Genomic DNA, 23,406 nt, shown 5'->3' on the forward strand with positions numbered 1-23,406 from the left:
GCCGCCATCACCCTGTCAGCGGAATCAGCACCTCAACGCATAACCCGCCCTGCGCCCTGTTGGAAAACCGCAGGGTCAGCCCCAGCCGGCGGCAGATCATGTCGACGATGGCCAGCCCCAGGCCTGCGCCTTCGGGGTTGCCGGCGCTGTAGAAGCGGTCGCACAAACGTTCAAGCTCCGCTTCGCTGACGCCCGGACCTTCGTCCAGTACTTGCAGGCGCATCTGGCTGTTGTCGGCATGGCGGCTGAGGTGCAGGCGCACTTCGCTGCCGGCCGGTGAGAAGGCCAGGGCGTTGCTGATCAGGTTTTGCGCCATGATCGTCAGCGCGGCCGGCTCGCTGAGCAGCAGGCAGTCTTCTTCGCTGTCCAGCACCAGCTCGACGTCCCTGCGCAACGCCAGTGGTGTCAGCTCGGCCAGTTCTTCGCGCATCAGCTCGGTCAGGTTCAGGGGCTGGCTGGGCAGGGCCGCCGGTTCCAGGCGCGCCATGGTCAGTAGCTGGCTGGCGATGCGGGTCATGCGACCCACGCCCTGTTGCAGAAACGCCAGCGCTTCGGCGCGCTCGTGCGGGTCGCTGGCGGCCTGGGCATTGCGCACATGAATGTCGAGCACGGCCAGCGGCGTGCGCAGCTCGTGGGCGGCATCGGCGATGAAGCGGCGTTCGCGGTCGAGCAGGGCGCGTAACTGGTCGAGCACATGATCCAGCGCCGAACGCATCGGCTCCAGTTCCGGTGGCAGGGCCTGGACCGGCAGCGGCTCGAGGCTGTCGTGCGGGCGATCGCGCAGTTGTTTTGCCAGACGCTGCAACGGGTGCAGGCCCCAGCCAAGCAACAGCCAGATCAACAGGGTCAACAGCGGCAGGCCGACCAGCGTCGGCAACAGCGCGTGATGGACGATTTTCTGGATCAGGTCCTGGCGTAAATCGTCACGCTCGCCGGCCCAGATGCGGATGCCCAGCGCCTGATCTTCGAGCAACACACCGCACCAGTCCTGGCCTTCGTACATCAGGTCATGCAAGCCGGGCGAGGGCACCTCGGCCAGCGCCGGGGCGTTTTCGGAGCGCAGCAGCAGGCGGCCGTCGGCGGACCAGATCTGGAACGCGACATTCATCTCATACGGGTGAGAAACAATGCCCGGTACCGAGCGGTTGAGCGCGTTGTTCAGTTCACCTTCCAGCGCCTGCCAATCGCGTCCGGCGGGCGATTGCTGCAGCACGCCCTGCATCAGCCGCGCGGCTTGTACCAGTTGCGCGTCGTAGACGTTTTCGATTTCGCGGTGGCTGTCGCGCAGGGCCAGCAATACCAGGGTCAGGCTGCCGATGATCATCAGCAGCAGAGTCGGCGCCAGAATGCGCGTACGGATAGAGATCACTGGTTGCGCTCCACCAGATAGCCAACGCCGCGCACGGTGCGTATCAGCCCGGGAAACAGCTTCTTGCGCAGGTTATGAATCAGCACTTCGAGGGTGTTGCCGGGGCCGCTTTCCTGCCAGCCGTACAACGTGCTGCTCAGGCGTTCGCGGGTGACCACCACGCCGGGACGGGTCAGCAACTGGTGCAGCAACTGATATTCCATCGGCGTCATGACCACCGTGACACCTTGGTAGAACACCTCTTGCGTGGCCGGGTCGAGGCTGACGCCGGCATGCTCCAGACGCGGCTGGGCGCGGCCCTGGCTGCGGCGCAGCAACGCCCGGATACGCGCCTTGAGCTCATCGAGGTCGACCGGCTTGACCAGGTAATCGTCGGCACCGGCATCCAGCCCCTGAATACGGTCGGCCACGGCGTCACGGGCGGTGAGGATCAGCACCGGCACGTTGCCTTCGGCCTGGCCACGAATGCCGCGCAACAGCGTAATGCCGTCGCGACGCGGCAGGCCCAGGTCGAGCAGCACCAGGTCGAACGGCTCGCAGCTCAAGGCGTGCTCGGCCTCCAGGCCATCGGCGACCCAGTCCAGCACATAGCCCTCGCCGCGCAGGGCAACGCGAATCCCTTGGGCGAGGGCGCGATCATCTTCCACCAACAGTACGCGCATGCGTGTGACCTCTGTTTTCAGCCCGCAATCATGGCGATTCGGTTGCCGCCCGCCAGTAAGCAAATGTTACCGCGCGTTACTCATTAAGACTTTATTAAGCTTGTCGCCGCACTTTAGGGCTCCCAAACAATGGAGAGCCCCACCATGTCCCGCCTGCTGCGCGTTGCCCTGTTCCCCACGTTATTGCTGGCCAGCGTCGGCGCCTATGCCGGCCCGCAATGCACCACCGCCGATCGCGCCACCTGGCAAGACGCCGAAGCGTTTCAGGCCAAGCTGCGCGAAGCCGGTTACGAGATCAGCAAGTTCAAGGTCACCGATGGAAACTGCTACGAGATCTATGGCTTCGACAAGGAAAAACGCAAGGTCGAGATCTACCACGACCCGGTCAGCGGCAAGGCGGTGAAGACCGAGATCAAAGGCTGATGAAGGCGGCGACGATACGCCTCTGGGACCCGCTGGTGCGACTGTTTCACCTGTCGGTGGCCGGCGTGTTCGTCGCCAATTACTTTTTCAACGAGGCCGGTGACGACTGGCACACCTGGCTGGGTTATTACGCTGCCGGCTGGCTGACGCTGCGGCTGGTGTGGGGCTTTATTGGTCCGCAAAGCGCACGCTGGGCAGACTTCTGGCCGACACCTGCGCGCGTGCGGGCTCACTTGAGTGCCTTGCGCCATGGCCGGGATTTTCATCGCCTGGGCCATTCGCCTCTGGGTGCGCTGGTGATGGTGCTGATGATGGCCGCCATGGCGGCGCTGGCGCTGACCGGCTTTCTGATGCAAGAAGTCGATGCCCTGTGGGGCGCCGACTGGCCCGAAGACCTGCACCGCTGGATCGCCAATAGCCTGGTGGCTCTGGTTGGCCTGCATGTCTGTGCCGCAGTGATAGAAAGCCTGCGCCTGCGTGAAAACCTGCCGCTGTCGATGCTCACCGGACGCCGGCGGGCACGTCCAGGCGACCACCGCCCTGACGATCATTGATTCGGGCGTCATCTGCTATTGATCCTGTTGCGCGCCCCCACGCAAAAGGGTGCAGGCTCAATCCGATCTGCCAATCTGTCCAGGACAGCCGCTATCTGGTTAAGCGTGTGGTTGAAGGGCGCCAAGGCGTCGCCGTGTCCGCGAGTGGGCAATGGCATGAGTAAAAGGGCGTGATTGCAGTGAGTGCTCTTAGAGGGGAATAAAGTGCTGTGGCTTTTCTGACAGTGGCCCGCTTTTAATAGGCCGCGTTGAATATAAGTCGTGCTTGAAATTTTTATACCGTGCCCAAAAAACAGACTTTCGCCGTGTGGTCGTACAGGGTGTCCGATAGTCGGTATTCGATAAACGCTACATGGGATTAGCTTGGCAATGAATAATCGCTAATAGCCTCTTGTCCAGTGTTTGCTAGGTTTTTCGTCGGCGTGCACCCAATGTTCAGACCTTCCCTCCTTAAGAGTGCAATAACGGTCCTGTTTTTTTACTCAAAAATAAGAAATATTTTTTACAGGTTGTAAGTTTGTCGTCCGGTTATGAGGTAATGGTGAAAGGTTATAACTGGTCCCGATTTTACGTGCTAGGTTTTTAATCGTTTCTCGCGGCGCGTTAATGGAGGTGTTGGCGTGAATGGATTGATAGAGACCGATAACCTTAGTTACTTTAAAGTCCATCGGCAGGCGTACGTGTCTTCGCAGCTTTACCAACAGGAACTGGAGGTCGTCTTCGACAAAAGCTGGCTGTATCTGGCGCACTTGAGTGAGCTGCCGTTGGCCGGGGACTTCCTGACCCGTAATGTGGGTGGGCGCAATGTGATCATTCAGCGTCAGGCCGGCGGTGATGTCACCGTGTTTCTCAATGCCTGTGCGCACCGTGGTGCCAAGGTCTGTGCCGAGCCGCAAGGCAATACCCAGCGTTTCACCTGTCCCTACCATGGCTGGACCTATGACGGTAATGGCGCACTGGTCGGCCAGCCTGACAAGGCTGCCTATGAGTACAAGGGCCAGTGCGATGCCGGGCTGAAATTGCACCGGGTGAAGCATTCTGCCTACAAGGGGTTTGTGTTCGTTCACTTCGCCCGCACGCAGAATTCGCTTGAGGACTATCTGGGGCAAGCGACCGATTATATTGACCTGATCCTCGACCAGTCCGAGGCGTCCCTGGAGATTATTCCGGGCGGCTTCGAACATGCGATCCAGGCCAACTGGAAGCTGCTGGCCGAGAACGGGGTCGACGCCTATCACCTGCCATTTGCGCATAAACGTTACCTTGAATACCTCAACACCCTGGGCACGGATCCGGCCTCGCACAAACGCACCGGCCTTGGGCTGGCACTGGGCAACGGGCATGCGCTGATCATGAGCGGTCCGCCTTCCACCGGCCGCCCGATTGCCTACTGGAGCCCGCTGTTTCCCGAGGAACTGAAACCCTCCATTGCTGCCAAGTTCGAGCACCTGGTGCAGCGTTTTGGCCGAGAGCGCGCCGAGGCCATCGCCCACACCAACAAGAGCCTGTTCATCTTTCCCAACCTGGTGATCAACGACATCCTTGGCCTTAACATCCGCACGTTTTTTCCCGTTTCGTCGGGCCAGGTCAATGTCACGGTATGGGGCGCAGGTTTCAGCGACGAGAGTCCGCAAGAGCGCGCAGCCCGCATCAACGGCCTGATCTCGTTTATCGGTCCTGGAGGTTTTGGCACCCCGGACGATGTTGAAATTCTCGAATCCTGCCAGCAGGCCTATGCCCACGCCGCATTGGGCTATAGCGACTTTTCGCGCGGCATGGGGCCCGGCACGCAGCGGCATACCGACGAAGAACAGAACCGCAGCTTCTGGCGCGAGTGGGGCCGGCGCCTGGGCGAGCCGGTCGGCCATGGCGCTGGCGTGTTGCGTCATCTGGCCATTGCCGTCTAGTCCAACCCTCTCACTGATTCCTGGCAGATCCGCCGCGCGCCAACAGGTTTGGCTACGTGGGGAATATCGGGCACTGCAAGGATGTTATTCATGTGTGGAATTGCTGGATGGATCGACTGGACGCAGGACCTGCAAAACCAGCGTCATATCATCGAAAACATGACCCGTACCCTGGTGCAACGCGGGCCGGATGCCGAAGGCCTCTGGGCCTCGCCCCATGCACTGCTGGGCCATCGACGTTTGTCGATTATCGACCTGGCCAATGGCGCACAGCCCATGGCCAGCGCCGGTGACGAGGTCGTCCTGACCTACAGCGGCGAAACCTACAACTTTCAGGCGTTGCGCCGCGACCTGCAAGCTCTGGGGCAGCTGTTCAGAACGTTATCGGATACCGAAGTGGTGCTGCGCGCCTACCTGCAATGGGGCGAGCAGGCCTTTGCGCGGCTGAACGGGATCTTTGCCTTTGCCCTGTGGGATGACCGCGACCAGAGCCTGTGGCTGGTGCGCGATCGATTCGGGGTCAAGCCGCTGTATTACTTTCCAACCGCCAGTGGTGTGCTGTTTGGCTCTGAGCCCAAGGCAATCCTGGCCCATCCCGAGGTGCGCCCGGTACTCGATGCCAGTGGCGTTGCCGAGTTGTTTGCGCTAAGCACGGCGCCCACACCGGGCCATGGAATTTATCAAGGCATGCATCAGCTCAAGCCCGGCCATGCGTTGCGCTTCGATGCCAACGGCTGGCAAGAGCGGCCTTACTGGCACCTGACAGCCCACGCGCACAATGACAGCCCGGAGCAGACCGCTCGGCAGGTAGGTCACCTATTGCGCCAGGTAGTCGAGGAGCAACTGGTGGCCGATGTGCCGCTGGGCAGTCTGCTCTCCGGTGGTCTGGACTCCAGCGGTATCAGCGCCTATGCCGCCCACGCATTGAAAGCGCATAAGCGTGAGTTGCCGACCTTTTCCGTGGATTTCACCCGTGGTGACGAGGGCTTTGTGCCGACGCCCTGGCAAAGCAGTTGGGACGAACCCTACGCGCAACAGGCCGCAGCTTATCTGCACACGTCGCACACGACGTTGCAGGTTGCACCCGAACAGGTTCTGGCGCAGGAAGACGCGGTGCTGCGCGCCCGTGACTTACCCGGTTGGGGAGAGCTGGACAGCTCGCTGTACCTGCTTTTTCAGCAGGTGCGCCAGCACACCACGGTGGCACTGTCGGGCGAGTCGGCCGATGAGGTATTCGGTGGCTATCCGTTCTTTCACGATGCACAGGCGCTGGCGCACGACGGCTTTCCCTGGCTGGCCGGCAAAAGTGGCTTGTGGCAATTGCTGCGCCCTGAAGTGGCCGAGAAGGTGGCGCCCGCTGCGTACATCGACCAGCGGTACCGCGAAGCGCTGGCAGAAGTGCCGCACCTGGAAGGTGAGAGTCCGGTCGAGCGCCGGCAGCGCGAAGTCACCTATCTGGCACTGACCCGCTGGCTGCCCGCAATGCTTGATCGCAAGGACCGCATCAGCATGGCGGTCGGTCTGGAGGTACGGGTGCCGTTCTGTGATCACCGGCTGGTGGACTACGTGTGGAACGTGCCCTGGGCGATCAAGAGCGTGGCGGGCGAGGGCAAGACCCTGTTGCGCAATGCACTGCGCGATGAGCTGCCGCTGGAGATTGTCGAGCGCAAGAAAAGTGGTTTTCCAGCCAATCCCGATCCGCGCTACCTGGAGCTTTTGCGCAGCCAGGTCAGGCAACTGTTGATTGATGGCGACTCGCCGCTGTTCACGCTGATCGATGCGCGACGGGTTGGCGAGTTGCTTGAATTCGGGCAGCCACTGCCCAGCCCGCGTGCCTCCAGCAGTCCCACCGCCGGCCTTGCTTACCTGCTCAATCTGGACCGCTGGCTACGGCTGTATCAGGTGGATATCCGTTTGTAATGCCTCTTCCAATTTTCAGGGGGAACACCCATGAGCCTGCCATTGCATGACAGCGCCCACAGCTTGCCGCTGCGGGTCAGCGACTTTCTGATCAATGAAGCCGAACTGCTGGATAACCGCGAGCTGGAAACCTGGTTTGGCCTGTTCGATCAAGCGGCGCAGTACCGCGTGCTGCCATTGCAGAGTCACCTGGTCGAGCAGGAGCCAGACCGCAGTCTGTTCATCATTGCCGACGATTACACCCGTTTGCGTGAGCGGGTCGACAGCCTGCTCAGTGGCCATACCTGGATGGAGAAGCCGTTGTCACGTACCCGGCGCCAGGTCAGCAATGTACGGATCAAGACCCGCGACGGCGAACAACTGACCATCAAGAGCAACTTTGTCGTGCATCAGTTTCGTCACCAGCAAAGCTGGAATTTTATTGGTGAGGCCACCCATGTGTTGCGTGACAGCCCGGACGGTTTGCGGATTCTGCGCCGTGACATCCGCCTGGACCACGAGACCATCAATGACCAGCGGCGCATCAGCATCATTCTGTAAGGCAGGAGTCATTCATGAGCGATTCATTGCTTCCAGGTTTTGCCTACTCGACCCTGACCACCGCCGGGGCGCGGATTCAGGTGGCAGTCAACGGCAGTGGGCCGCCGTTGCTGCTGCTGCACGGTTATCCACAGAACCATCTGGCCTGGCACCGTGTTGCGCCGCGCCTGGCCGAGGATTACACCGTCGTGCTGGCCGACCTGCGCGGCTATGGCGAATCCCGTGCGTTGCAGGGCGACGCGGCGGGTGCCTACGACAAGAGCGCCCTGGCGCAGGATCAGATCGAGGTCATGCGCCAGTTGGGTTTCGAGCGCTTTGCCGTAGTCGGCCATGATCGCGGTGCACGGGTTGCCTATCGTCTGGCGCTGGAGCATCCACAGGCGGTCAGTGCGCTGGTGTCATTGACCGTGGTGCCGATTCTGGATGCCTGGAATGGGGTCAACAAAGCCTTTGCCCTGAACGCCTACCACTGGTTTTTCCTGGCCCAGCCATTCGATTTGCCGGAGCGGTTGATCGGTGCCGACCCTGGGTACTTTATTGACTGGACCTTGCAGCGCATGGCTCAGGGCCGGGACATCTATCACCCGCAGGCGCTGGACAGTTACCGACGCGCATTCGCCCGTCCTGAAGTGCTGCACGCCATGTGCGAAGACTACCGGGCGGCGGCGGGCGCCGATGCGGCGGCTGACCAGGCGGATCGCGAGGCCGGGCGCAAGGTGCAGTGCCCGGTGCTGGTGCTCTGGCAAGACCGTCCTTATGCGCCCGCCAGCCACCCGCTGACGGTGTGGCAAGGCTGGGCGCAAGACGTTCAGGGTGCAGCAATCCAGTCCAGTCACATGCTTGCCGAAGACGCACCTCAAGCGGTGCTTGAGCAGGTGCTGGGGTTCTTGCAGCGCGTGCAGAAAAAGGTGAATCCATGACCGCCATCATGCTTGAACAAGCCGAACAAGGCTCCCTCTGGCGTCAGCGCATGTTCGAGGCACACAGCGCCATGACCGCTTACCTGGTCGAACAACACCGCGTTCAGGACCTGGCCGACTGGGTTCAGGTCACCGAGCGGATTTTCCATGACCTGCCATTGCCTGACGCGGGCAGCAGTACCGAGTGGCAGGCGGTATTTTTTCGCGCCCAGGCCCTGATCGAGCAGTTCATCGTGCAACGGGCCGAGACGTACGACCTGGATAGCTGGGCGGCCGCCACCGGGCAGATCTATCGCGCGCTGGAACCGGCCGGGCAGGGTGAGCCGCTGGCCGCTGCCGAGCGGCTGGGGCGCCAGGCCTCGTTGTACGGCACCCGTTTCGATATTCAGCCGTCCGGGGCGGGTGCCAGCCTGTTCACTGTGCAGCACTGCGGCATCTGGGACTACCGCGAACGAGCCCGCGCCAGAGGGGTGCCGATCACCCTGAAGTCGGCCTGTACCTATTGCACCAAGCTGCTGTCTTCGCTGGTTCAGGCCAAGGGTTGCGATGCCCGTTGGGCGTTGTTCAGCGACGCGCAGGACCACGGTTGTGAGTGGACCATCACCCCGCAAAGCCTTAGTCATTCACGCACAGGAGCCCTTGAGCATGAACGCGATCATTGAGCAGGCCCGTCATCTGGGCGGTTATGAAAACACCAGCCAGCTCTTGCAGTTGCGCGACCGTGACTGGGTCTTGAACCGCGCCCTGTATCGCCCCACTCGTGTGCTCGACCTGGGGTGCGGCATCGGTTCGTTGTTGCACGGCGCGGTGCTGCGCTGGCCGCAACTGACGCAGGTGTGGGGCGTCGAGCAATCGGCACTACGCCTTGAACAGGCCCGCGAGCAACTGCGTGACACTCGTGCCGAGGTGGTGTTGCGCCAGGGTGACTTGCTGGCATTGCCGACCTTTGAGCAACGCTTTGACTTGATCAGCATGACCGCGGTACTGCATTGGCTGTACCCGCATGAAGAGCAGTTGTTCAAGTGGGTGGCCGAGCATCTGGATGAGCAAGGCGAGTTTCTGTTTACCTCTCATCACCCACTTTCGCCGCACGGCCTGGGTGGCGAGGATGATCTGGTGGCCGAGGCGCTGCTGGAGATGCAACTGGCCAGCCCGCAGACGCTACGGCAGTACTTTGTCGAGCATGCAGTCGTGCCCATGGGCACTCGGACCCGCCCTGCCGATGAGCTGCGCGCGATTGTGCAGCGACATTTCAAGGTCAGCTCCATCGCCAGCCGTTCGGCCGCCTTGCGCATTGCCAGTGTCGAGGAGTACCAGCGTTTTCACGCCGCCACGTTCGGCACCTATTTCACAGCACTGGTGCCTGAAACGCGGGTCGAGGAGTTTTTTGCCCGGCTGGGCAGCAGTGCGCAACGGCGCATGGCGCGCCAGGGCCACGTCACTGACATTCCTGTCAGTGTCTGGCGTGTGGTGCGCGCGACCCGAGCGCAGGCATAACCTTATGCCTAATCGGTCTCTGCCATCAGTAAAAAAGCCCCGGGGTTATTGCACTTCTGTGTACGTGAATCCTTTGGGGCAACTGTGATGAAGAGCACTGAGCGTACGTTTCACCGGCGCCTGAAACCGATGTTCATGGCGGCCGGTTTTATCTGGTTGCTAAGCGGCGAGCAGGCGCTGGCGCAGTCGGCCAGTCCTGCGGCCAATGCCCAGGTGCTGACGTTCGATATTCCCGCCGGCGACCTGTCGCAGGTGCTGTTGAGCATCGTGCGTCAGAGCCGTACGCCGATCTCGTTCGATCAGCAACTGGTGCAGGGCCTGCAGGGGCCGGCGATTCGTGGCGCCTTGAGTGTCGATCAGGCGCTGGAACAGGCCTTGCAGGGCAGCGGTCTGGGTTACAGCCGCAGCGGCGCTGGCGTGCTGAGCCTGCACCCGCTTGCCGTACCGGCCGCTGTGGCGCCCCAGGCACCGCGCAGTGTGGCACCTGTGCCGGCCACCGCGCTGGCGACGGTGGTGGTGACCGGTACTCGTCAGGCTGGGGTCAAGGCCAGCGACAGCCTGAGCCCGATTGACGTGGTTGGCAGCGAGCAATTGCAACGCAGCGGTGCCACCGATTTGCGTGAGGCGCTGGTCAAGCTGCTGCCTTCGCTGACCCGTCAGGCGCAACCGTTCAATGCCTCGGCCCTGACCCGTACCCAGTCGCTACGTGGCCTGAGCCCGGATCATGTGCTGGTACTGGTCAACGGCAAGCGCCGCCACGAAACGGCCAACCTGAACATCAGCGGTGGCTTGCAGAAGGGCACCACCGGCGCGGACCTGGACATGATCCCGGTCAGCGCCATCGAGCGCATTGAGGTACTGCGCGACGGCGCCTCGGCGCAGTACGGCTCGGATGCCATCGCCGGGGTGATCAACATCATCCTCAAGTCGGCCGATCAGGGCGCGCAGCTCACCACCGATGTCGGTCAGTACGGTGCCGGCGACGGGCTGGCGCACGGCTCGGGCGTCAATGGCGGGCTGGCGTTCGGCGACAGCGGCTTTCTCAATCTGAGCGCCGAATACCGCGAGCAGGAGCGCACCATCCGCAGCGGTATCGACAACCGCACCGGTGCACGCGACAACATTTCCATCGGCGACCCGGCTTTTCACCGCCAATCGGTGGCCTACAACGCAGGCTACGGCCTGGGCGAAAACATCGAGTTGTATGGCTTCGGCACCTACACCAAACGCCAGGGCTCCTCGGCGGCCAACTACCGCCTGGCGTCGGTGGCTCCGGCGCTGTACCCCGGTGGTTTTACGCCCCGGCCCAACAGTGACGAAGATGATTACTCCGTGGTATTGGGGGTGCGGGGCGACTCGCTGTTCGATCACTGGCACTGGGATCTGAGCAGCACCTACGGGGTCGACAAGCCACAGATCAGCATGACCCACTCGGTCAATGCGGCCCTCTATCGGGCCACCGGCGGCAGCCCGACGCGCTTTGACCTGGCCAGTTACCGCAACACCCAATGGACCCATAACCTGGACATGGGGCGCCGCTACGATGTCGGCTTTCTGGCCAAGCCACTGAACGTCGCCTTGGGGCTGGAGCAGCGCCGCGACACCTACACGATTCGCGCTGGTGACCTGGCGTCCTATGACCAGGGGGGCGCCGAGGCACTGGCCGGGCTGTCGCCGTTGAGTGCCGGCAAATGGTCGCGCGATGTACTGGCGGCCTACCTCGATCTGTCGTCGTCGATCACTGAACAATGGCAAATGAACGTCGCTGCCCGCCATGAAGACTTCAGCGAGTTTGGTGGCACCACCAACGGCAAACTGGCGACCCGCTACGACTTCAGCCCCGAGGCTGCGTTACGCGCCAGTGTCAGCAGCGGCTTTCGGGCACCATCGCTGGTTCAGGAGCATTACACCGGGCTCAGCGTCGGGCCGGACATTGCATTGGGCCTGCTGGCTGCCAACTCATCAGCCGCCAGGTTGCTGGGTGCCGAAGACCTGAAGCCGGAAAAGTCCACCAACTTCAACATCGGCCTGGCGCTCAAGCCATTTACCAACGCGACCCTGAACATCGATGCCTATCAGATCCGTATCCGTGACCGCATCGTCGACAGCGGCACCTATTCCGGTCAGGAGGCGATCAATGCGTTGAATACCGCAGGCATTTCGCTGCCCACCGGGCTGGACACCATCAGCACCCATTACCTGGCCAACGGCGCCGACACCCTGACCCGAGGGCTGGACATCACCGGTAATTACCTTACCCCTCTGGGCTCCTGGGGTGAGATCAACTGGGAGGCCTCGGCCAACTTCAACCGCACCAAAGTCGAAAAAAACCACCGTGGGGCCAATGGTGCCGAGCTGCTCAATGCCCAGCAGATCGCCTGGATCACCACCTCGACACCGCGCAGCCAGGTCTCGCTGGGCGGCACCTGGAGCCTGGACGATCTGGACGTCAGCCTGCGGGTGACCCGTTATGGCCGGACCACCTCGGAACTGGACTACACCGTAGGGCCCAACGCCTGGTCGGCCACCGAGTTCAACCACTTCGTCAACAGCCCCAAGTACATCACCGACATCGCCGTGCGCTACGCGGTCAACCGCCACCTGCAACTGAGCGCCGGAGCCGACAACGTGTTCGACATTCGTCCCGACAAGCTGCCGGCTGAAAACACCACCTATGGCGACGTGTTGCGTTACGACACCTATGCCTCGCAGATCGGTTTTAACGGTGCGTTCTATTACCTCAAGGCGCGCTATGAATTCTGACTGCCAACCCCTCAAGGACGATTACTCATGACCCTGGACATTCGTGGTGGCGTGCGCGCTGCCGCCCTGCCTGGCCAGACCCCTCCCGAGCGCCAGGCCGCCCGCCTGCTGGGCGACCTGCGCGAGCGTGAAGCCGACCCGCTGTTCATTCAGGCCCAGGCACGACAACTGGAGGCCGATGGCCTGGACAGTGCGCTGGTCACCGTTTACAGCGCCTGGCCCGATCCGTGGCTGGTGGCGGGTTGGGCATTGGCGGCCACTGATCGGCTGCGTATCACAGTGGCCCATCGTCCCGGCGTCACTCAGCCTACGGCAGCGGCCCGCAGCCTGGCGACGCTGGACAAACTGTCGGGCGGGCGCGCCGGGGTGCATGTGGTGATCGGTTCCAGCGATGCGGATGTGCAGCGCGACGGTGACTTTCTGGCCAAGGGCGAGCGCTATCAGCGGGCCGTCGAGTACCTGGAAATTTTCACCCGCACCTTGCAGCAGACCGAGCCATTCGATTATGCCGGCACGTTCTACCGCGTGGCCGACGGCGGCTCGGGATTCTTGCCACAACAAAGGCCGCACCCACCGATTTCCATCGGCGGGGCGTCGGAGCAGGCCCGTCACCTGGCCGCACGTTTTGCCACGGTCTATGCCGGCTCCTACGCCACTGCGGAACAGGCCGCCGATGTGGTCCAGGGGCTGCGCGGCCTGGCTGCGCAGCATGCGCGCGATCTGCGTTTCTGGAAGCATTTCAAGGTCATTCTTGGCAGCACCGATGCCCATGCCCAAGAGCGCGCGCTGCACTTGTATCGCCTTGCCGAAACCCAGGTGGCCCAGCGCTCGGTGGCGCAGTTGTTCAGTTCACCGCAAGTGGCCCGCGACCGTGAGCGGGCAGGGCAGGCCGCCCACGAGGCGCAGGCCCTGCAACGCTGGGTGCAGGAGGACTTACGCGACACTTTCGGCCAATGGCTGGTCGGCTCGGTGCCGACCGTCGCGCGACAATTGCTGGCGTTCTATCGCGCGGGTATCGACATCATTCAGATCGAGGCGTCCCTTGAGGAGGCAGACGATACAGTGTGGCGCCGCGAACTGGTCCGTGAACTGAGGCGCTTGAGCAATGACACGTGAAACGCTGTCATTTGACCCGCCGCCGGCCAGCGAATGGTCGCCCAGGGCGATTGGCCTGCTGCTGACGGCAGTGGTGGCGATCATCTTCGGACCCACAGGCATTCTGCTTGGCACCTTCAGCCTGTTCATCGAGCCCATGAGCCAGGCATTCAATTGGGACCGGGCCGAGGCGGTGTTACTGGTGAGCGTATTTGGCCTGGCGGTGGCGTTCAGCAGCCCGTTCAAGGGCTGGCTGATCGATCGTTGGGGAGCACGCAGGCTCATGCTGACCAGCACCGTCGCGCTGGCGCCGTTACTGATGGCTCTGGCGGCGGTGGAGCAGGTGTGGCAGTTGCGCGGCCTGTTCTTGATGGTCGGGCTGGTCGCGCCGGGCAACATGCCTTACGGCAAACTGCTGGGCGTCTGGTTCCGGCAGCGGCGCGGAATGGCTTATGGGCTGTTGGGGCTGGGCTTTGGTCTCGGCGGGCCGATCGGGCTGTTCATTGGCCACCTGAGCATCGAGACCTGGGGCTGGCGCGCCACCTATGTCGTTTATGGCCTGCTTGAACTGGGTATCGCCTTGCCGCTGCTGTACTGGCTGTTTCGCGAGCCGCCCGCCTTGCCTGTCAAGGTACCTGCCGAGGGACCGCCCGTTGCCGAGCATGGGGTGTCGGAGTTTGACGCCTGGCGCACCTTGACCTTCTGGCTGTTGCTGCTCAACCAAGTGCTGACCGTGTTTGTCATGTCGGGGATCATGACTCACGGTGTGCCCATGCTGGTCGAGCGCGACCTGTCGCGTGCCCAGGCGGCAACCGTGTTGTCGGCGCTGTCGCTCGGCATGGTGGTGTCGCAACCGTTGATGGGCGCACTGATGGACCGCTTTCAGACGCCGCGAGTGGCGTTGCCCTTTGCGGTGATCGCGGTGTTCGGGATGCTGCTGTTTCAGCAGGACGGCGGGTTTCTCTGGCTGTGGGGCGCGGTGTTTCTGGTCGGCCTTGGCGGTGGCGGAGAAAGTGGCACCACAAAGTATTTCGTCGCCCGCTACTTTGGCCTGCGCCGCTTCAGCGTGATCTATGGCGCGGTGCAGCCCTTTACTTTCGCGGTGTCGATCAGCTTTGGGGCCTGGCTGCTGGGCCTGCTATATGACCAGACTGGCTCTTATGCCACCGCCGAATGGACATTGACTGGCGCGTTTTTACTGGCGGCGTTGAGCCTGCTGGGCTTTGCGTCGTACCCGGGCCAGGTTGCCACACCGGGCCGGACCGTTACCCAGCCATCAGGAGGGCAGCAAACATGAGCCAGGCCACACAGGCTGTATCACACCATGAGCGTTTTGCCCCCGGCGTCTGGCTGCTGGCCGGGCTGGCCTTTGTGGTTGGGACCGTGGAGTTGGTAGTTGCCGGTATTCTCGACCAATTGGCGAACACCTTTGCGGTCACTGAAGGGCAGGCGGGCTTGCTGATGAGCCTGTACGCACTGGTCTATGCGTTGGTCGGTCCGGTACTGATCTACGTCAGCGCCAGGGTGGCGCGCCGACGTCTGTTGTCTGCGGCATTACTAGTGTTCGTTGCTGCCAACCTGCTCAGCGCGGCAGCGGGCAGTTTTGCGCTGTTGCTGTTGGGGCGTCTGCTGGTGGCGGCCAGTGCGTCGGTCACCGTGGTGGTGGCGATTACCGTGGCAGTGGCAATGGTGCCTGCCGGGCGCAGCGGGCAGGCCATCGGCCTGGTGTTCGCCGGCATCGTTGCTTCACTGGTGCTGGGCGTGCCGCTGGGCACGCTGGTCGGTGAGCACTGGGGCTGGCGCAGTGTGTTTGTGCTGCTAGCGGTGCTGGCGCTGCTTTGCGTGCCGTTGTTGCCACGCTGGCTGCCAGACCTGCCCGGCGCGCCGGGCATTGCGCCGTCGCGGCAACTGGCTGCGCTGTTGCAAGGCAAGGTGCTGCTGGCGCATCTGGCTTCGCTGCTGCAAATGACCGGGCAGTTCACCCTGTACACCTACATCGTGCCTTTTCTGGTCGCGAGCATGGCCTTGTCGAAAACCGTGATTAGCCTGGTGCTGCTGGTCTATGGCATCGGCGGCATTATCGGCGCGGTGCTGGGCGGCCGGCTTGCCGATCGATGGCCGGGGCCTGCAACCTTTGTGGTGTGTCTGGGGCTGCATGCTGTCGCCATGAGTCTGCTGCCTTTTGCGACTGCCAGCGTACTGACCTTGCTGGCGGCGGTGGTGCTGTGGTGTATTTTCAATATGGCGCCGGGGCCGGCGATTCAGAAGTATCTGGTGGAATTGCGCCCCGACGATGCGGCGGTACAGATCAGCCTCAACACCAGCGCCATTCAGCTGGGTGTTGCCTTGGGCGCGTTGCTCGGCGGGCTGTTGGTCGACCACGACAACGTACAGGCGCTGCCGTGGCTGGCCGGGCTGCTGGTGGTGGGCGGCGCTGCCTGCGGCTGGCTGTCGGCAAGACTGGCATATGACAAGGACCACGACTGATCGTCGAGATATTCATAACCTGGCAAGCTCACTACCTGAACGGTTGGCGTGGGTGTCCGTCATCGAAGAACGACCATGGATAGCACCTTCAAGAACACGCTGATCGCCCAGTTGTTTCGCCAGAACTACGGCTGGTTGTGCAAGCGACTGTCACAGCACACCGGTTGCAACCACAGCGCCGAAGACCTGGCTGCCGAAGCGTTTTTGCAGGTCTGGATGCTGCCCGACCCTGGCGCCATACGCTCGCCCCGGGCGTTGCTGGCGACCATCGCCCAGCGCCTGATGTACGAAAGCTGGCGGCGCAAGGACCTGGAGCGCGCCTACCTGCAGTTGCTCGCCGAAACCCCGGAGCAGGTTCACCCTTCGCCGCATGAACAGTGGATGTTGATCGAAAGCCTGCAAGCCATCGACCACCTGCTCGACGGTTTGCCGAGCCAGGCCAAGACGGTGTTCGTACTCAGCCAACTGGAGGGCCTGACCTATGTGCAGATCAGCGAGCGGGTCGGGCTGTCGATCGCGCGTATCCACCAGTTGATGAAAGATGCACTGCGCTGTTGCTACCGGGGGCTTCAGGAATGAGCCAGCCCGATGTTGACGCTGACGTGCTGGAGGAGGCCATCGAATGGATGGCGCAGGTTCAGTCCGGCACCTTCGATGATCAGCAACAGCAAGCTCTGGAACAGTGGCGTAACCGCTCTGCGGAACATGCCCGGGTCTTCGACCGCCTGCTGGGCGGGCTGGCCAGTGTGCAGGCCTCGCCCTGGCGCGGGCGGGCTACCGGGCCGCTGTTGCACGCCATGCAACAGCCGTGCGGACGCCGGCGCTTTATCGGTAACAGCCTGGCGCTGCTCGGTGTGGTTGTCGGTGCCGGCCTGTTAGGGCGCTGGGTGCAATCGGGCATGAGCCTGCCCGGTGAGCTGGCCACGGCCACCGGGGAGCGGCGTCACTGGCAACTCGACGACGGCAGCCGTCTGCAACTCAATGCGCGCAGCCGGGCGCTGCCGCGTCTGATCGAGCAGCACCGGGCACTGGCGTTGCGCAAGGGTACGCTGCTGCTGGACGTCGCAGCCCGGCCCTTGCCCTTTGAGATCACTACCGCAGCAGGCCGCGTATACAGTCAGGCCGGGCGCGTGCAAGTAGGCGAAGAGGGGGACGCGATCCGCCTGCTGACCCTGCAAGGCGAAGCGCTGCTGCACCTGCCGGGTGGCGCTACGCTGGCTGTGCCCGGTGCACAATCGCTGTTGTTCGATGCATCGGGTATCAAGACCCGCGAGCCGTTACAAGCCGGCGAGGACTCCTGGGCGAGCGGCTGGCTGGAGGTGCACGACAAGCCTCTGAGCTGGGTCGCCGCCGCCTTGCGGCCCTATTTGCCGGGTATCGTCATGCTCGACGACCGCGCGGCCCGGCTGAGGGTCAACGGGCTATTTCCGCTTGACGACATCGAGGTGTCCCTGGAAATGCTCGGCAACAGCCTGCCGGTGGAAATCATGCGCTTGAGCGATTATTGGGTGCGGATCAATGCTGCGCATGCTTGAGGGGATGCGTTGCCACGACCGTTTATCTGCCCGCGACAAAATGCCCGCTTTTCAGGTCGTTTTCAGATTTCTTTTAACCCCTCTGCGCCGTAGAATCCGCGCCCGATTTCCAGGTGCGAAATTGCCAGATCGTCGACAGAAAGACCTCCCTCCGACTGCCTCTATCAAACAATTGCATGCATCGATTTATGCTGTTTGAAAACCGAGGGTGTCGTGTCGCGAAAACTGTTGGCGTTGGTGTTGGGGCCGTTGATCGGGCTGTTCATTGTCAGCCTGGGTAATGGATTCATTTCTTCTTTGACCTCGTTGCGGCTCGACACCGCCGGGGTGTCGGACACGATGATTGGTCTGGTGTCCTCGTCCTACTTTGTCGGCCTGGCGCTGGGCGCGATGTTTGGTGACCGGCTGATCAAGAGCATCGGCCATATTCGCGCCTATAGCAGCTTTGCGTCGCTGACGGCGGTAACGTTTTTGCTGCAAGGGCTGATCTTCGATCCGTGGGCATGGTTCTTCTTTCGCCTGATCAACGGCCTGGCCATTGTCGGCATTTTTCTGGTGGTGGAGAGCTGGTTGCTGCTCTCCGGCGACCCGAAAATGCGTGGCCGCCTGCTGGCGATCTACATGATCGCGCTGTACGGCGCGGGCATGCTCGGCCAGCTGCAACTGGGCGTGATCAATGCCTGGGGCGAGACGGCGCCGTTCATGATTGCCGGCATGCTGGCCTCGTTGTCGGTGCTGCCGATGGTGATCCTGCCGCGCGTGTCGCCCGAGGTCGGCGACATCGAACCGCTGCTGCCGCAAGACCTGCTGCGCATCACGCCGACCGGTGTGCTCGGCACCTTCGGTTCGGGCATCGCCATTGCCGGCATGTACGCGCTGCTGCCGATTTATCTGCAGCGGGTGGGGATGAACATCACTCAGGTCGGTTACCTGATGGCCTGCGTGATCCTCGGCGCGATGCTGCTGCAATACCCGGTGGGGCGCTGGTCTGACCGTCAGGACCGGCAAGTGGTGTTGATCGGCCTGAGTGTGTTCTGCGCTGTGTTGTCGCTGCTGATCCTGGTGTTGCCGGACTCGATGCTGCTGTTGGCCGTGCTGCTGTTTCTGCTCGGTGGCGGGGTCTTTGCGCTCTACCCGGTCGCGGTCAGCCACGCGACCGACAACGTCGCTGCCGGTGAGCTGGTACGGGTGATCCAGGGCATGCTGCTGATCAACTCGGTCGGCTCGGCGATCAGCCCGCTGATCATCTCGCCGACCATGAAGCATGTTGGCGACAGCGGCTTTTTCTGGTCATTCGTGGTGCTGAATATCGGCATGGCGGTGTTCTTCCTCTGGCGCCGCAAAGTCCACCCGGCCTCGACCCCGACCGCGCCGTTTGAGGCCGCTACGCAGATGTCGCCGGTGGGCGCCGAGATCCGCGTGACCGATGAACTGGTGCAGGCCACGCTGGAGCGTGAGCATCTGGAAGAGATGGCGGCAGAACCTGCGCGGTAAATACCGTCTTCAAAAAAGGCACCTGCGCAGGTGCCTTTTTTGTGCGCGCTGTTTGCGAACAAATCCGCATTCCTGACATCCAAGGGGTTCTTCAATACAGGTTTGTGCCACTATCGGCGCTCTTACCCGAACGGACTCAAGTAAGCCTTCCATGCAGTTTTCTCGCGAACTCATTCTTCAGCAGGCCCCCGATGCAGCGTCCGCCAAGGCGGCGCAGGGACTGCTCAATGTCGGCAAATGGCAGAGCCTTGGCGTCAACGAGCGCGCCGTCTGGGGCGAGTGCAAAGGCAGCGGCAGCAAGCCGTATCAGGTGCAGATCGACCTCGAAGCGCTGGCCTTCAAGTGCAGTTGCCCCAGCCGTAAATTCCCCTGCAAACATGGTCTGGCGCTGGCGTTGATCCGTGCCGAACAGAGCGCGGCGTTCACTGACACCGAGCTGCCGGCCTGGGTCGGCGAGTGGCTGCAAGGCCGTCAGCAGCGCGCTGAAAAGCAGGAACAGAAAAAGACCGAAGCGCCGGCGGCCAAACGCACCGGCGACGATGCCGCGGTGTCTGCCAAGCGCCTGCAACGCATGGGCGCCGGCCTCGATGAGCTGGAGCGCTGGCTGCAGGATCAGGTCGCTCAAGGCCTGGCTACGCTGATCGGTAACGAAGGTGCGTTCGAGCAACTGGCCGCACGCATGGTCGATGCGCAGTTGCCCGGGGTCGCCTATCGCTTGCGGCCGTTGGCCGGTGTGCCGGGCAGCGGCGTGATCGATGGCGTCGACTGGCCGCTGCGGCTGCTCGGCGCGTTTGGCCGTCTGCAACTGTTGATCGACGGCTTTCGCCGTCTCGACAGCCTGCCGGCCACTGAGCGTGCCGACGTGTCGCAAGCGCTTGGCTTGCCGCTGAGCAAGGAAGACGTGCAGGCGTTGGGCGAGGCGTGCAGTGACGAATGGCACGTGCAAGGGCAATACGTCGAGGAAGAAGACCGCTTGCTGATGCGCCGTGTCTGGCTGCGGGGTCTGACCAGCGGCCGGGTGGCGCTGTTGCAGGACTATGCGCATGGCTCGCGGCAGTTCGAGCAGATTTTCCTGAGTGGCTCGGTGATCCGCGCCGAGCTGACGTTCTACCCCGGCGCCCATCCGTTGCGCGCGGTGCTCAATGCGGCACCGACCTTGCTGGATCACACCACTGAGTCTCCACGCTTTGCGGCTCAGGCCGCGTTCGACAGTCTGGCCTCGGCGGTGGCCGCCAATCCCTGGCAAAGCCCACAACCGATGTGCATCGACGACGGCGTACCCGAGTTCGATGCGCAGTCGGGCTGGGTGCTGCGCATTGCTGGCGCCGACACCGATAGCCGCGTGCCGCTGTACCTGGATAAACGTGACGGCTGGGACCTGTGCGCGGTGGCCGGCGGCTACCCGCTGCGCCTGTTCAGTGAGTGGCGTCAGGGCATCGACGGTTGCTATTTGCAGCCACTGAGCGCCTGGCAAGGTGAGACGCTGGTCTGGTGTTCACGGGAGACGATTTGATGAGCTTGCTTGATCCCCTGGCGGTCAGCGCCTTGCTTGGCACGCGCAAACAGACGCCTGCACCGCTGACTGTAGAAGGCCCGATCGGCGTCTTGCTTGATGCCATCGTTCGCGACACGGCCAGCACTGAAACGAAATTACTGCGCACCGCCGCCGTGCTCGACCTGTGTCAGCACGCCGGCTGGGTTGCCCCTGATGCGACGGCACCGGCCGTTGCGCCTGCGCCGCAAGACACCCTGGCGCTGCCGCCGGAACAGAGTCTGGCGTTGCTGACCCGGATTTTTACCGAAGGCCACGAACGCCTGGGCCAGATCACGTTGTTGCACCTGGCGCAGCGGCAACTGCGCTTGCCGCCGCCGCTGCTGGCCGACCTGCTGGAAAAGGCCCGTCGCGATGACACCTTGCGCGGTCTGCTGGCGCCGGTGCTGGGTGAGCGCGGCCGCTGGCTGGCCGAGCGCAACCCGGCGTGGCAAGTGCAGGCGGTCGATACCCGCGTGGCACTCAACGACGAAATCTGGGACATCGGTAGCCTGGAGCAGCGCGAAGCGTACCTGCGTACGTTGCGCGAGCATGATCCGGCCGGTGCCCGTGAGCGGCTGATAGCAGGGCGAAAAAACTTCGATGCCCGCGAGCGCGCCGCTTTTGTACGCGCCTTGGGCACCGGCCTGAGTGCCGACGACGAACCGCTGCTGGACGAACTGTGCCGCGACCGCAGCAAGGACGTACGGCGTGCGGCGGTCGAGCTGCTGGTGCTGTTGCCGGCCTCCGGTTATCGGCAACGCATGGTCGAGCGCCTGTCGCAGTGCGTCACCGTGACGCCTGCCGCCGCTGAGCCTGGCGGTTTGAAAGGCTTGTTCAAGCGCCTGACCCATTCGGCCTCCAGTGCGCCCAGCGTGCAGATCGAGCCACCGCAGGTTTTTTTTGAAAACGCCAAGGACGATCAGCTCGAAGAGGCCGTGCCCAGCGGCGAAGGCCTCGGTCAGCGCGCCTGGTGGCTGTATCAAGTGGTCGCCGCGGCACCGTTGCAGTTTTGGCGCGAACACGACGGCCTGACCCCGACCGAGTGGATGGCCGTCGCGAAGCAAACCGACTGGGACGAAGCGCTGGTGCGCGGCTGGTATCAAGCCACGCTGCGCGAAGGCGACGCCGAGTGGGCTGCCGCCTTGCTGGAGCGCGTCTCCGCCAGCGGCACGCATCTGGCGCGCGCCTACCTCGACAGCGAGCCGCTGATTGCGCTGCTGCCGGTGGCTGAACGCGAACGCTACTGGCTGCACCTCGCCGCCAACATCAACGACCGCAGCTCGCTGAGCCTGTCTGAACTGCTCGGCCAGATTCTGGCGGCGATTCCGGCGCAGAGCCGTCCCAGCACCGAATTCTGCCAGCAGTTGCTGCCGCACCTGCGTAACGGCATCGGCAATGCGCGCAGCGCCTACGACTACAACCTGCGCCCGACCCTGCGCGATTTCGCCACGTTGCTGCCGCCCGAGACTTTTGCGCAAGCGCGCCAGGGCTGGCCTGAGGAAGAGACCTTGCATCATCGTCATCAGGTCGAGGCCCTCACCGACTGGCGAAACACCCTGACTCTGCGCGAACACCTGCAGACCCTTATCGACTGAAACATCGACGGAAACGGACCTGATCATGAACAGCCCAGTACTGCGCCAGCACGCCGAAGAGCAATTCGCCGAAGAACTTCACGAACTGCGCAAACAGGACACCCGCCAACGCCCGACCAATTGGGAAATGTCGCCCTGGGCGGTGATCACCTACCTGCTGGGCGGCAAGCTGGACAACGGTTTTGAAGTCAGCGCCAAGTACATCGGCAGCCGCCGGCTGATGGAAACTGCCGTCGCCACGCTGGCCACCGACCGCGCCTTGTTGCTGTACGGCGTGCCCGGCACCGCCAAATCGTGGGTGTCCGAGCACCTGGCAGCGGCGATCAGCAACGACTCGACGCTGATCGTGCAGGGCACCGCCGGCACCAGCGAAGAGCAGATGCGCTACGGCTGGAACTACGCGCAATTGCTGGCCAAGGGGCCGTCCCGCGAGGCGCTGGTCGAAAGCCCGCTGGTGCGCGCGATGGAGAGTGGCAAGACCGCGCGCATCGAAGAGCTGACCCGTATTCCGGCCGATGTGCAGGACACGCTGATTACGCTTTTGTCGGAAAAAAGCCTGCCGATTCCGGAGCTGAACAGCGAGGTGCAGGCCGTGCGCGGCTTCAACGTCATTGCCACCGCCAACAACCGCGACAAGGGCGTCAACGAGCTGTCTTCGGCGCTCAAGCGCCGCTTCAACACGGTGATTCTGCCGGTGCCGTCCAGCGAGGCCGAAGAGGTCTCCATCGTTACCAAGCGTGTGGCAGAAATGGGCCGTTCGCTGGAACTGCCCGCACAGCCGCCGGCACTGGCCGAGGTGCGCCGCGTGGTGCAGATCTTCCGCGAGCTGCGCAACGGCCTGACCGAAGACGGCAAGGCCAAGCTCAAGTCGCCGAGCGGTACGCTGTCGACAGCCGAGGCGATTTCGGTGATCAACAACGGTATGGCGCTGTCGGCGTATTTCGGCGACGGCACCTTGCACGCCAACGACGTGGCGGCCAGCCTGGTGGGCGCAGTGATCAAGGACCCGGTACAAGACGCCGTGGTATGGCGCGAGTACCTGGAGACCGTGGTCAAGGAACGCAGTGACTGGAAAGACCTGTACCGCGCTTGCCGCGAGATCGAGTGATCG

General features: G+C 62.9%; 20 protein-coding genes. 18 read left to right on the forward strand and 2 right to left on the reverse strand.

Annotated features, from left to right (window positions below; genetic code table 11):
• Window positions 1-7: 7 nt before the first annotated feature.
• Both ACYAS9_RS06485 and ACYAS9_RS06490 read right to left on the reverse strand, forming a co-directional pair.
• Entirely contained in the window at window positions 8-1,324 is a 1,317-nt protein-coding gene (locus ACYAS9_RS06485) for an ATP-binding protein (protein WP_463567584.1), read from the reverse strand.
• A gap of 41 nt (window positions 1,325-1,365) precedes the next feature.
• Window positions 1,366-2,031 (reverse strand): response regulator, encoded by a 666-nt coding sequence (locus tag ACYAS9_RS06490; protein WP_463567501.1) that lies wholly within the window; start codon window positions 2,029-2,031, stop codon window positions 1,366-1,368.
• Window positions 2,032-2,175: 144 nt separating this feature from the next.
• Here ACYAS9_RS06490 and ACYAS9_RS06495 point away from each other — a divergent pair, with 144 nt between their 5' ends.
• The 18 genes from ACYAS9_RS06495 (at window position 2,176) to ACYAS9_RS06580 (ending at window position 23,403) form a co-directional block, all read left to right on the forward strand.
• Window positions 2,176-2,454 carry a PepSY domain-containing protein gene (locus ACYAS9_RS06495; RefSeq protein WP_463567502.1) on the forward strand — a complete coding sequence of 93 codons (279 nt, stop codon included), beginning with the start codon at window positions 2,176-2,178 and terminating at the stop codon, window positions 2,452-2,454.
• The gene (locus tag ACYAS9_RS06500; protein ID WP_463567503.1) at window positions 2,454-3,008 is read left to right on the forward strand and encodes a cytochrome b/b6 domain-containing protein; all 555 of its coding nucleotides are present in this window, start codon (window positions 2,454-2,456) and stop codon (window positions 3,006-3,008) included. Before ACYAS9_RS06495 ends, ACYAS9_RS06500 begins: the two co-directional genes overlap by 1 nt.
• Before the next feature lie 620 nt (window positions 3,009-3,628).
• Entirely contained in the window at window positions 3,629-4,915 is a 1,287-nt protein-coding gene (locus ACYAS9_RS06505; RefSeq protein WP_463567504.1) for an aromatic ring-hydroxylating oxygenase subunit alpha, read from the forward strand.
• Between the two features lie 90 nt (window positions 4,916-5,005).
• The gene (gene asnB / locus ACYAS9_RS06510) at window positions 5,006-6,835 is read left to right on the forward strand and encodes an asparagine synthase (glutamine-hydrolyzing) (RefSeq protein WP_463567505.1); all 1,830 of its coding nucleotides are present in this window, start codon (window positions 5,006-5,008) and stop codon (window positions 6,833-6,835) included.
• A 30-nt stretch (window positions 6,836-6,865) separates the two neighbouring features.
• Window positions 6,866-7,375 carry an aromatic-ring-hydroxylating dioxygenase subunit beta gene (locus tag ACYAS9_RS06515; protein WP_463567506.1) on the forward strand — a complete coding sequence of 170 codons (510 nt, stop codon included), beginning with the start codon at window positions 6,866-6,868 and terminating at the stop codon, window positions 7,373-7,375.
• Between the two features lie 14 nt (window positions 7,376-7,389).
• Window positions 7,390-8,295 (forward strand): alpha/beta fold hydrolase, encoded by a 906-nt coding sequence (locus ACYAS9_RS06520; RefSeq protein ID WP_463567507.1) that lies wholly within the window; start codon window positions 7,390-7,392, stop codon window positions 8,293-8,295.
• Window positions 8,292-8,957 carry a hypothetical protein gene (locus ACYAS9_RS06525; RefSeq protein WP_463567508.1) on the forward strand — a complete coding sequence of 222 codons (666 nt, stop codon included), beginning with the start codon at window positions 8,292-8,294 and terminating at the stop codon, window positions 8,955-8,957. Before ACYAS9_RS06520 ends, ACYAS9_RS06525 begins: the two co-directional genes overlap by 4 nt.
• Entirely contained in the window at window positions 8,941-9,792 is an 852-nt protein-coding gene (locus ACYAS9_RS06530) for a class I SAM-dependent methyltransferase (RefSeq protein ID WP_463567509.1), read from the forward strand. The genes ACYAS9_RS06525 and ACYAS9_RS06530 overlap by 17 nt, the downstream gene beginning before the upstream one ends.
• Window positions 9,793-9,879: 87 nt before the next feature.
• Window positions 9,880-12,555 carry a TonB-dependent receptor domain-containing protein gene (locus tag ACYAS9_RS06535; protein WP_463567510.1) on the forward strand — a complete coding sequence of 892 codons (2,676 nt, stop codon included), beginning with the start codon at window positions 9,880-9,882 and terminating at the stop codon, window positions 12,553-12,555.
• Between the two features lie 27 nt (window positions 12,556-12,582).
• Window positions 12,583-13,671 (forward strand): LLM class flavin-dependent oxidoreductase, encoded by a 1,089-nt coding sequence (locus ACYAS9_RS06540; RefSeq protein ID WP_463567511.1) that lies wholly within the window; start codon window positions 12,583-12,585, stop codon window positions 13,669-13,671.
• Window positions 13,661-14,947: an MFS transporter gene (locus ACYAS9_RS06545; RefSeq protein ID WP_463567512.1), complete on the forward strand. Its 1,287-nt coding sequence runs from the start codon at window positions 13,661-13,663 to the stop codon at window positions 14,945-14,947. Before ACYAS9_RS06540 ends, ACYAS9_RS06545 begins: the two co-directional genes overlap by 11 nt.
• A complete protein-coding gene (locus ACYAS9_RS06550; protein ID WP_463567513.1) occupies window positions 14,944-16,137 on the forward strand; it encodes an MFS transporter in 1,194 nt (397 codons plus the stop codon). The genes ACYAS9_RS06545 and ACYAS9_RS06550 overlap by 4 nt, the downstream gene beginning before the upstream one ends.
• A 75-nt stretch (window positions 16,138-16,212) precedes the next feature.
• Window positions 16,213-16,716 carry a sigma-70 family RNA polymerase sigma factor gene (locus ACYAS9_RS06555; RefSeq protein ID WP_463567514.1) on the forward strand — a complete coding sequence of 168 codons (504 nt, stop codon included), beginning with the start codon at window positions 16,213-16,215 and terminating at the stop codon, window positions 16,714-16,716.
• Window positions 16,713-17,672: a FecR family protein gene (locus tag ACYAS9_RS06560; RefSeq protein ID WP_463567515.1), complete on the forward strand. Its 960-nt coding sequence runs from the start codon at window positions 16,713-16,715 to the stop codon at window positions 17,670-17,672. Before ACYAS9_RS06555 ends, ACYAS9_RS06560 begins: the two co-directional genes overlap by 4 nt.
• Window positions 17,673-17,885: 213 nt before the next feature.
• Window positions 17,886-19,166: an MFS transporter gene (locus tag ACYAS9_RS06565; protein ID WP_463567516.1), complete on the forward strand. Its 1,281-nt coding sequence runs from the start codon at window positions 17,886-17,888 to the stop codon at window positions 19,164-19,166.
• 151 nt (window positions 19,167-19,317) lie between these two features.
• Window positions 19,318-20,679, forward strand: a complete 1,362-nt coding sequence (locus tag ACYAS9_RS06570) for an SWIM zinc finger family protein (protein WP_463567517.1) — start codon at window positions 19,318-19,320, stop codon at window positions 20,677-20,679.
• Window positions 20,679-22,295, forward strand: a complete 1,617-nt coding sequence (locus ACYAS9_RS06575) for a DUF5691 domain-containing protein (RefSeq protein ID WP_463567518.1) — start codon at window positions 20,679-20,681, stop codon at window positions 22,293-22,295. Before ACYAS9_RS06570 ends, ACYAS9_RS06575 begins: the two co-directional genes overlap by 1 nt.
• Before the next feature lie 25 nt (window positions 22,296-22,320).
• Window positions 22,321-23,403 carry an ATP-binding protein gene (locus ACYAS9_RS06580; protein WP_463567519.1) on the forward strand — a complete coding sequence of 361 codons (1,083 nt, stop codon included), beginning with the start codon at window positions 22,321-22,323 and terminating at the stop codon, window positions 23,401-23,403.
• The last annotated feature ends 3 nt before the right edge of the window (window positions 23,404-23,406 follow it).

Source organism: Pseudomonas sp. HP_08, from assembly GCF_055284095.1.

Excerpts from the sequence above, each read along its gene's own strand:
- ACYAS9_RS06490 (WP_463567501.1), bottom strand. The coding sequence starts at position 2,031 with ATGCGCGTACTGTTGGTGGAAGATGATCGCGCCCTCGCCCAAGGGATT.
- ACYAS9_RS06525 (WP_463567508.1), top strand. The coding sequence starts at position 8,292 with ATGACCGCCATCATGCTTGAACAAGCCGAACAAGGCTCCCTCTGGCGT.
- asnB (WP_463567505.1), top strand. The coding sequence starts at position 5,006 with ATGTGTGGAATTGCTGGATGGATCGACTGGACGCAGGACCTGCAAAAC.
- ACYAS9_RS06530 (WP_463567509.1), top strand. The coding sequence starts at position 8,941 with ATGAACGCGATCATTGAGCAGGCCCGTCATCTGGGCGGTTATGAAAAC.
- ACYAS9_RS06540 (WP_463567511.1), top strand. The coding sequence starts at position 12,583 with ATGACCCTGGACATTCGTGGTGGCGTGCGCGCTGCCGCCCTGCCTGGC.
- ACYAS9_RS06500 (WP_463567503.1), top strand. The coding sequence starts at position 2,454 with ATGAAGGCGGCGACGATACGCCTCTGGGACCCGCTGGTGCGACTGTTT.
- ACYAS9_RS06495 (WP_463567502.1), top strand. The coding sequence starts at position 2,176 with ATGTCCCGCCTGCTGCGCGTTGCCCTGTTCCCCACGTTATTGCTGGCC.
- ACYAS9_RS06545 (WP_463567512.1), top strand. The coding sequence starts at position 13,661 with ATGACACGTGAAACGCTGTCATTTGACCCGCCGCCGGCCAGCGAATGG.
- ACYAS9_RS06570 (WP_463567517.1), top strand. The coding sequence starts at position 19,318 with ATGCAGTTTTCTCGCGAACTCATTCTTCAGCAGGCCCCCGATGCAGCG.
- ACYAS9_RS06485 (WP_463567584.1), bottom strand. The coding sequence starts at position 1,324 with ATGATCATCGGCAGCCTGACCCTGGTATTGCTGGCCCTGCGCGACAGC.
- ACYAS9_RS06535 (WP_463567510.1), top strand. The coding sequence starts at position 9,880 with ATGAAGAGCACTGAGCGTACGTTTCACCGGCGCCTGAAACCGATGTTC.
- ACYAS9_RS06555 (WP_463567514.1), top strand. The coding sequence starts at position 16,213 with ATGGATAGCACCTTCAAGAACACGCTGATCGCCCAGTTGTTTCGCCAG.
- ACYAS9_RS06560 (WP_463567515.1), top strand. The coding sequence starts at position 16,713 with ATGAGCCAGCCCGATGTTGACGCTGACGTGCTGGAGGAGGCCATCGAA.
- ACYAS9_RS06575 (WP_463567518.1), top strand. The coding sequence starts at position 20,679 with ATGAGCTTGCTTGATCCCCTGGCGGTCAGCGCCTTGCTTGGCACGCGC.
- ACYAS9_RS06550 (WP_463567513.1), top strand. The coding sequence starts at position 14,944 with ATGAGCCAGGCCACACAGGCTGTATCACACCATGAGCGTTTTGCCCCC.
- ACYAS9_RS06515 (WP_463567506.1), top strand. The coding sequence starts at position 6,866 with ATGAGCCTGCCATTGCATGACAGCGCCCACAGCTTGCCGCTGCGGGTC.
- ACYAS9_RS06520 (WP_463567507.1), top strand. The coding sequence starts at position 7,390 with ATGAGCGATTCATTGCTTCCAGGTTTTGCCTACTCGACCCTGACCACC.
- ACYAS9_RS06580 (WP_463567519.1), top strand. The coding sequence starts at position 22,321 with ATGAACAGCCCAGTACTGCGCCAGCACGCCGAAGAGCAATTCGCCGAA.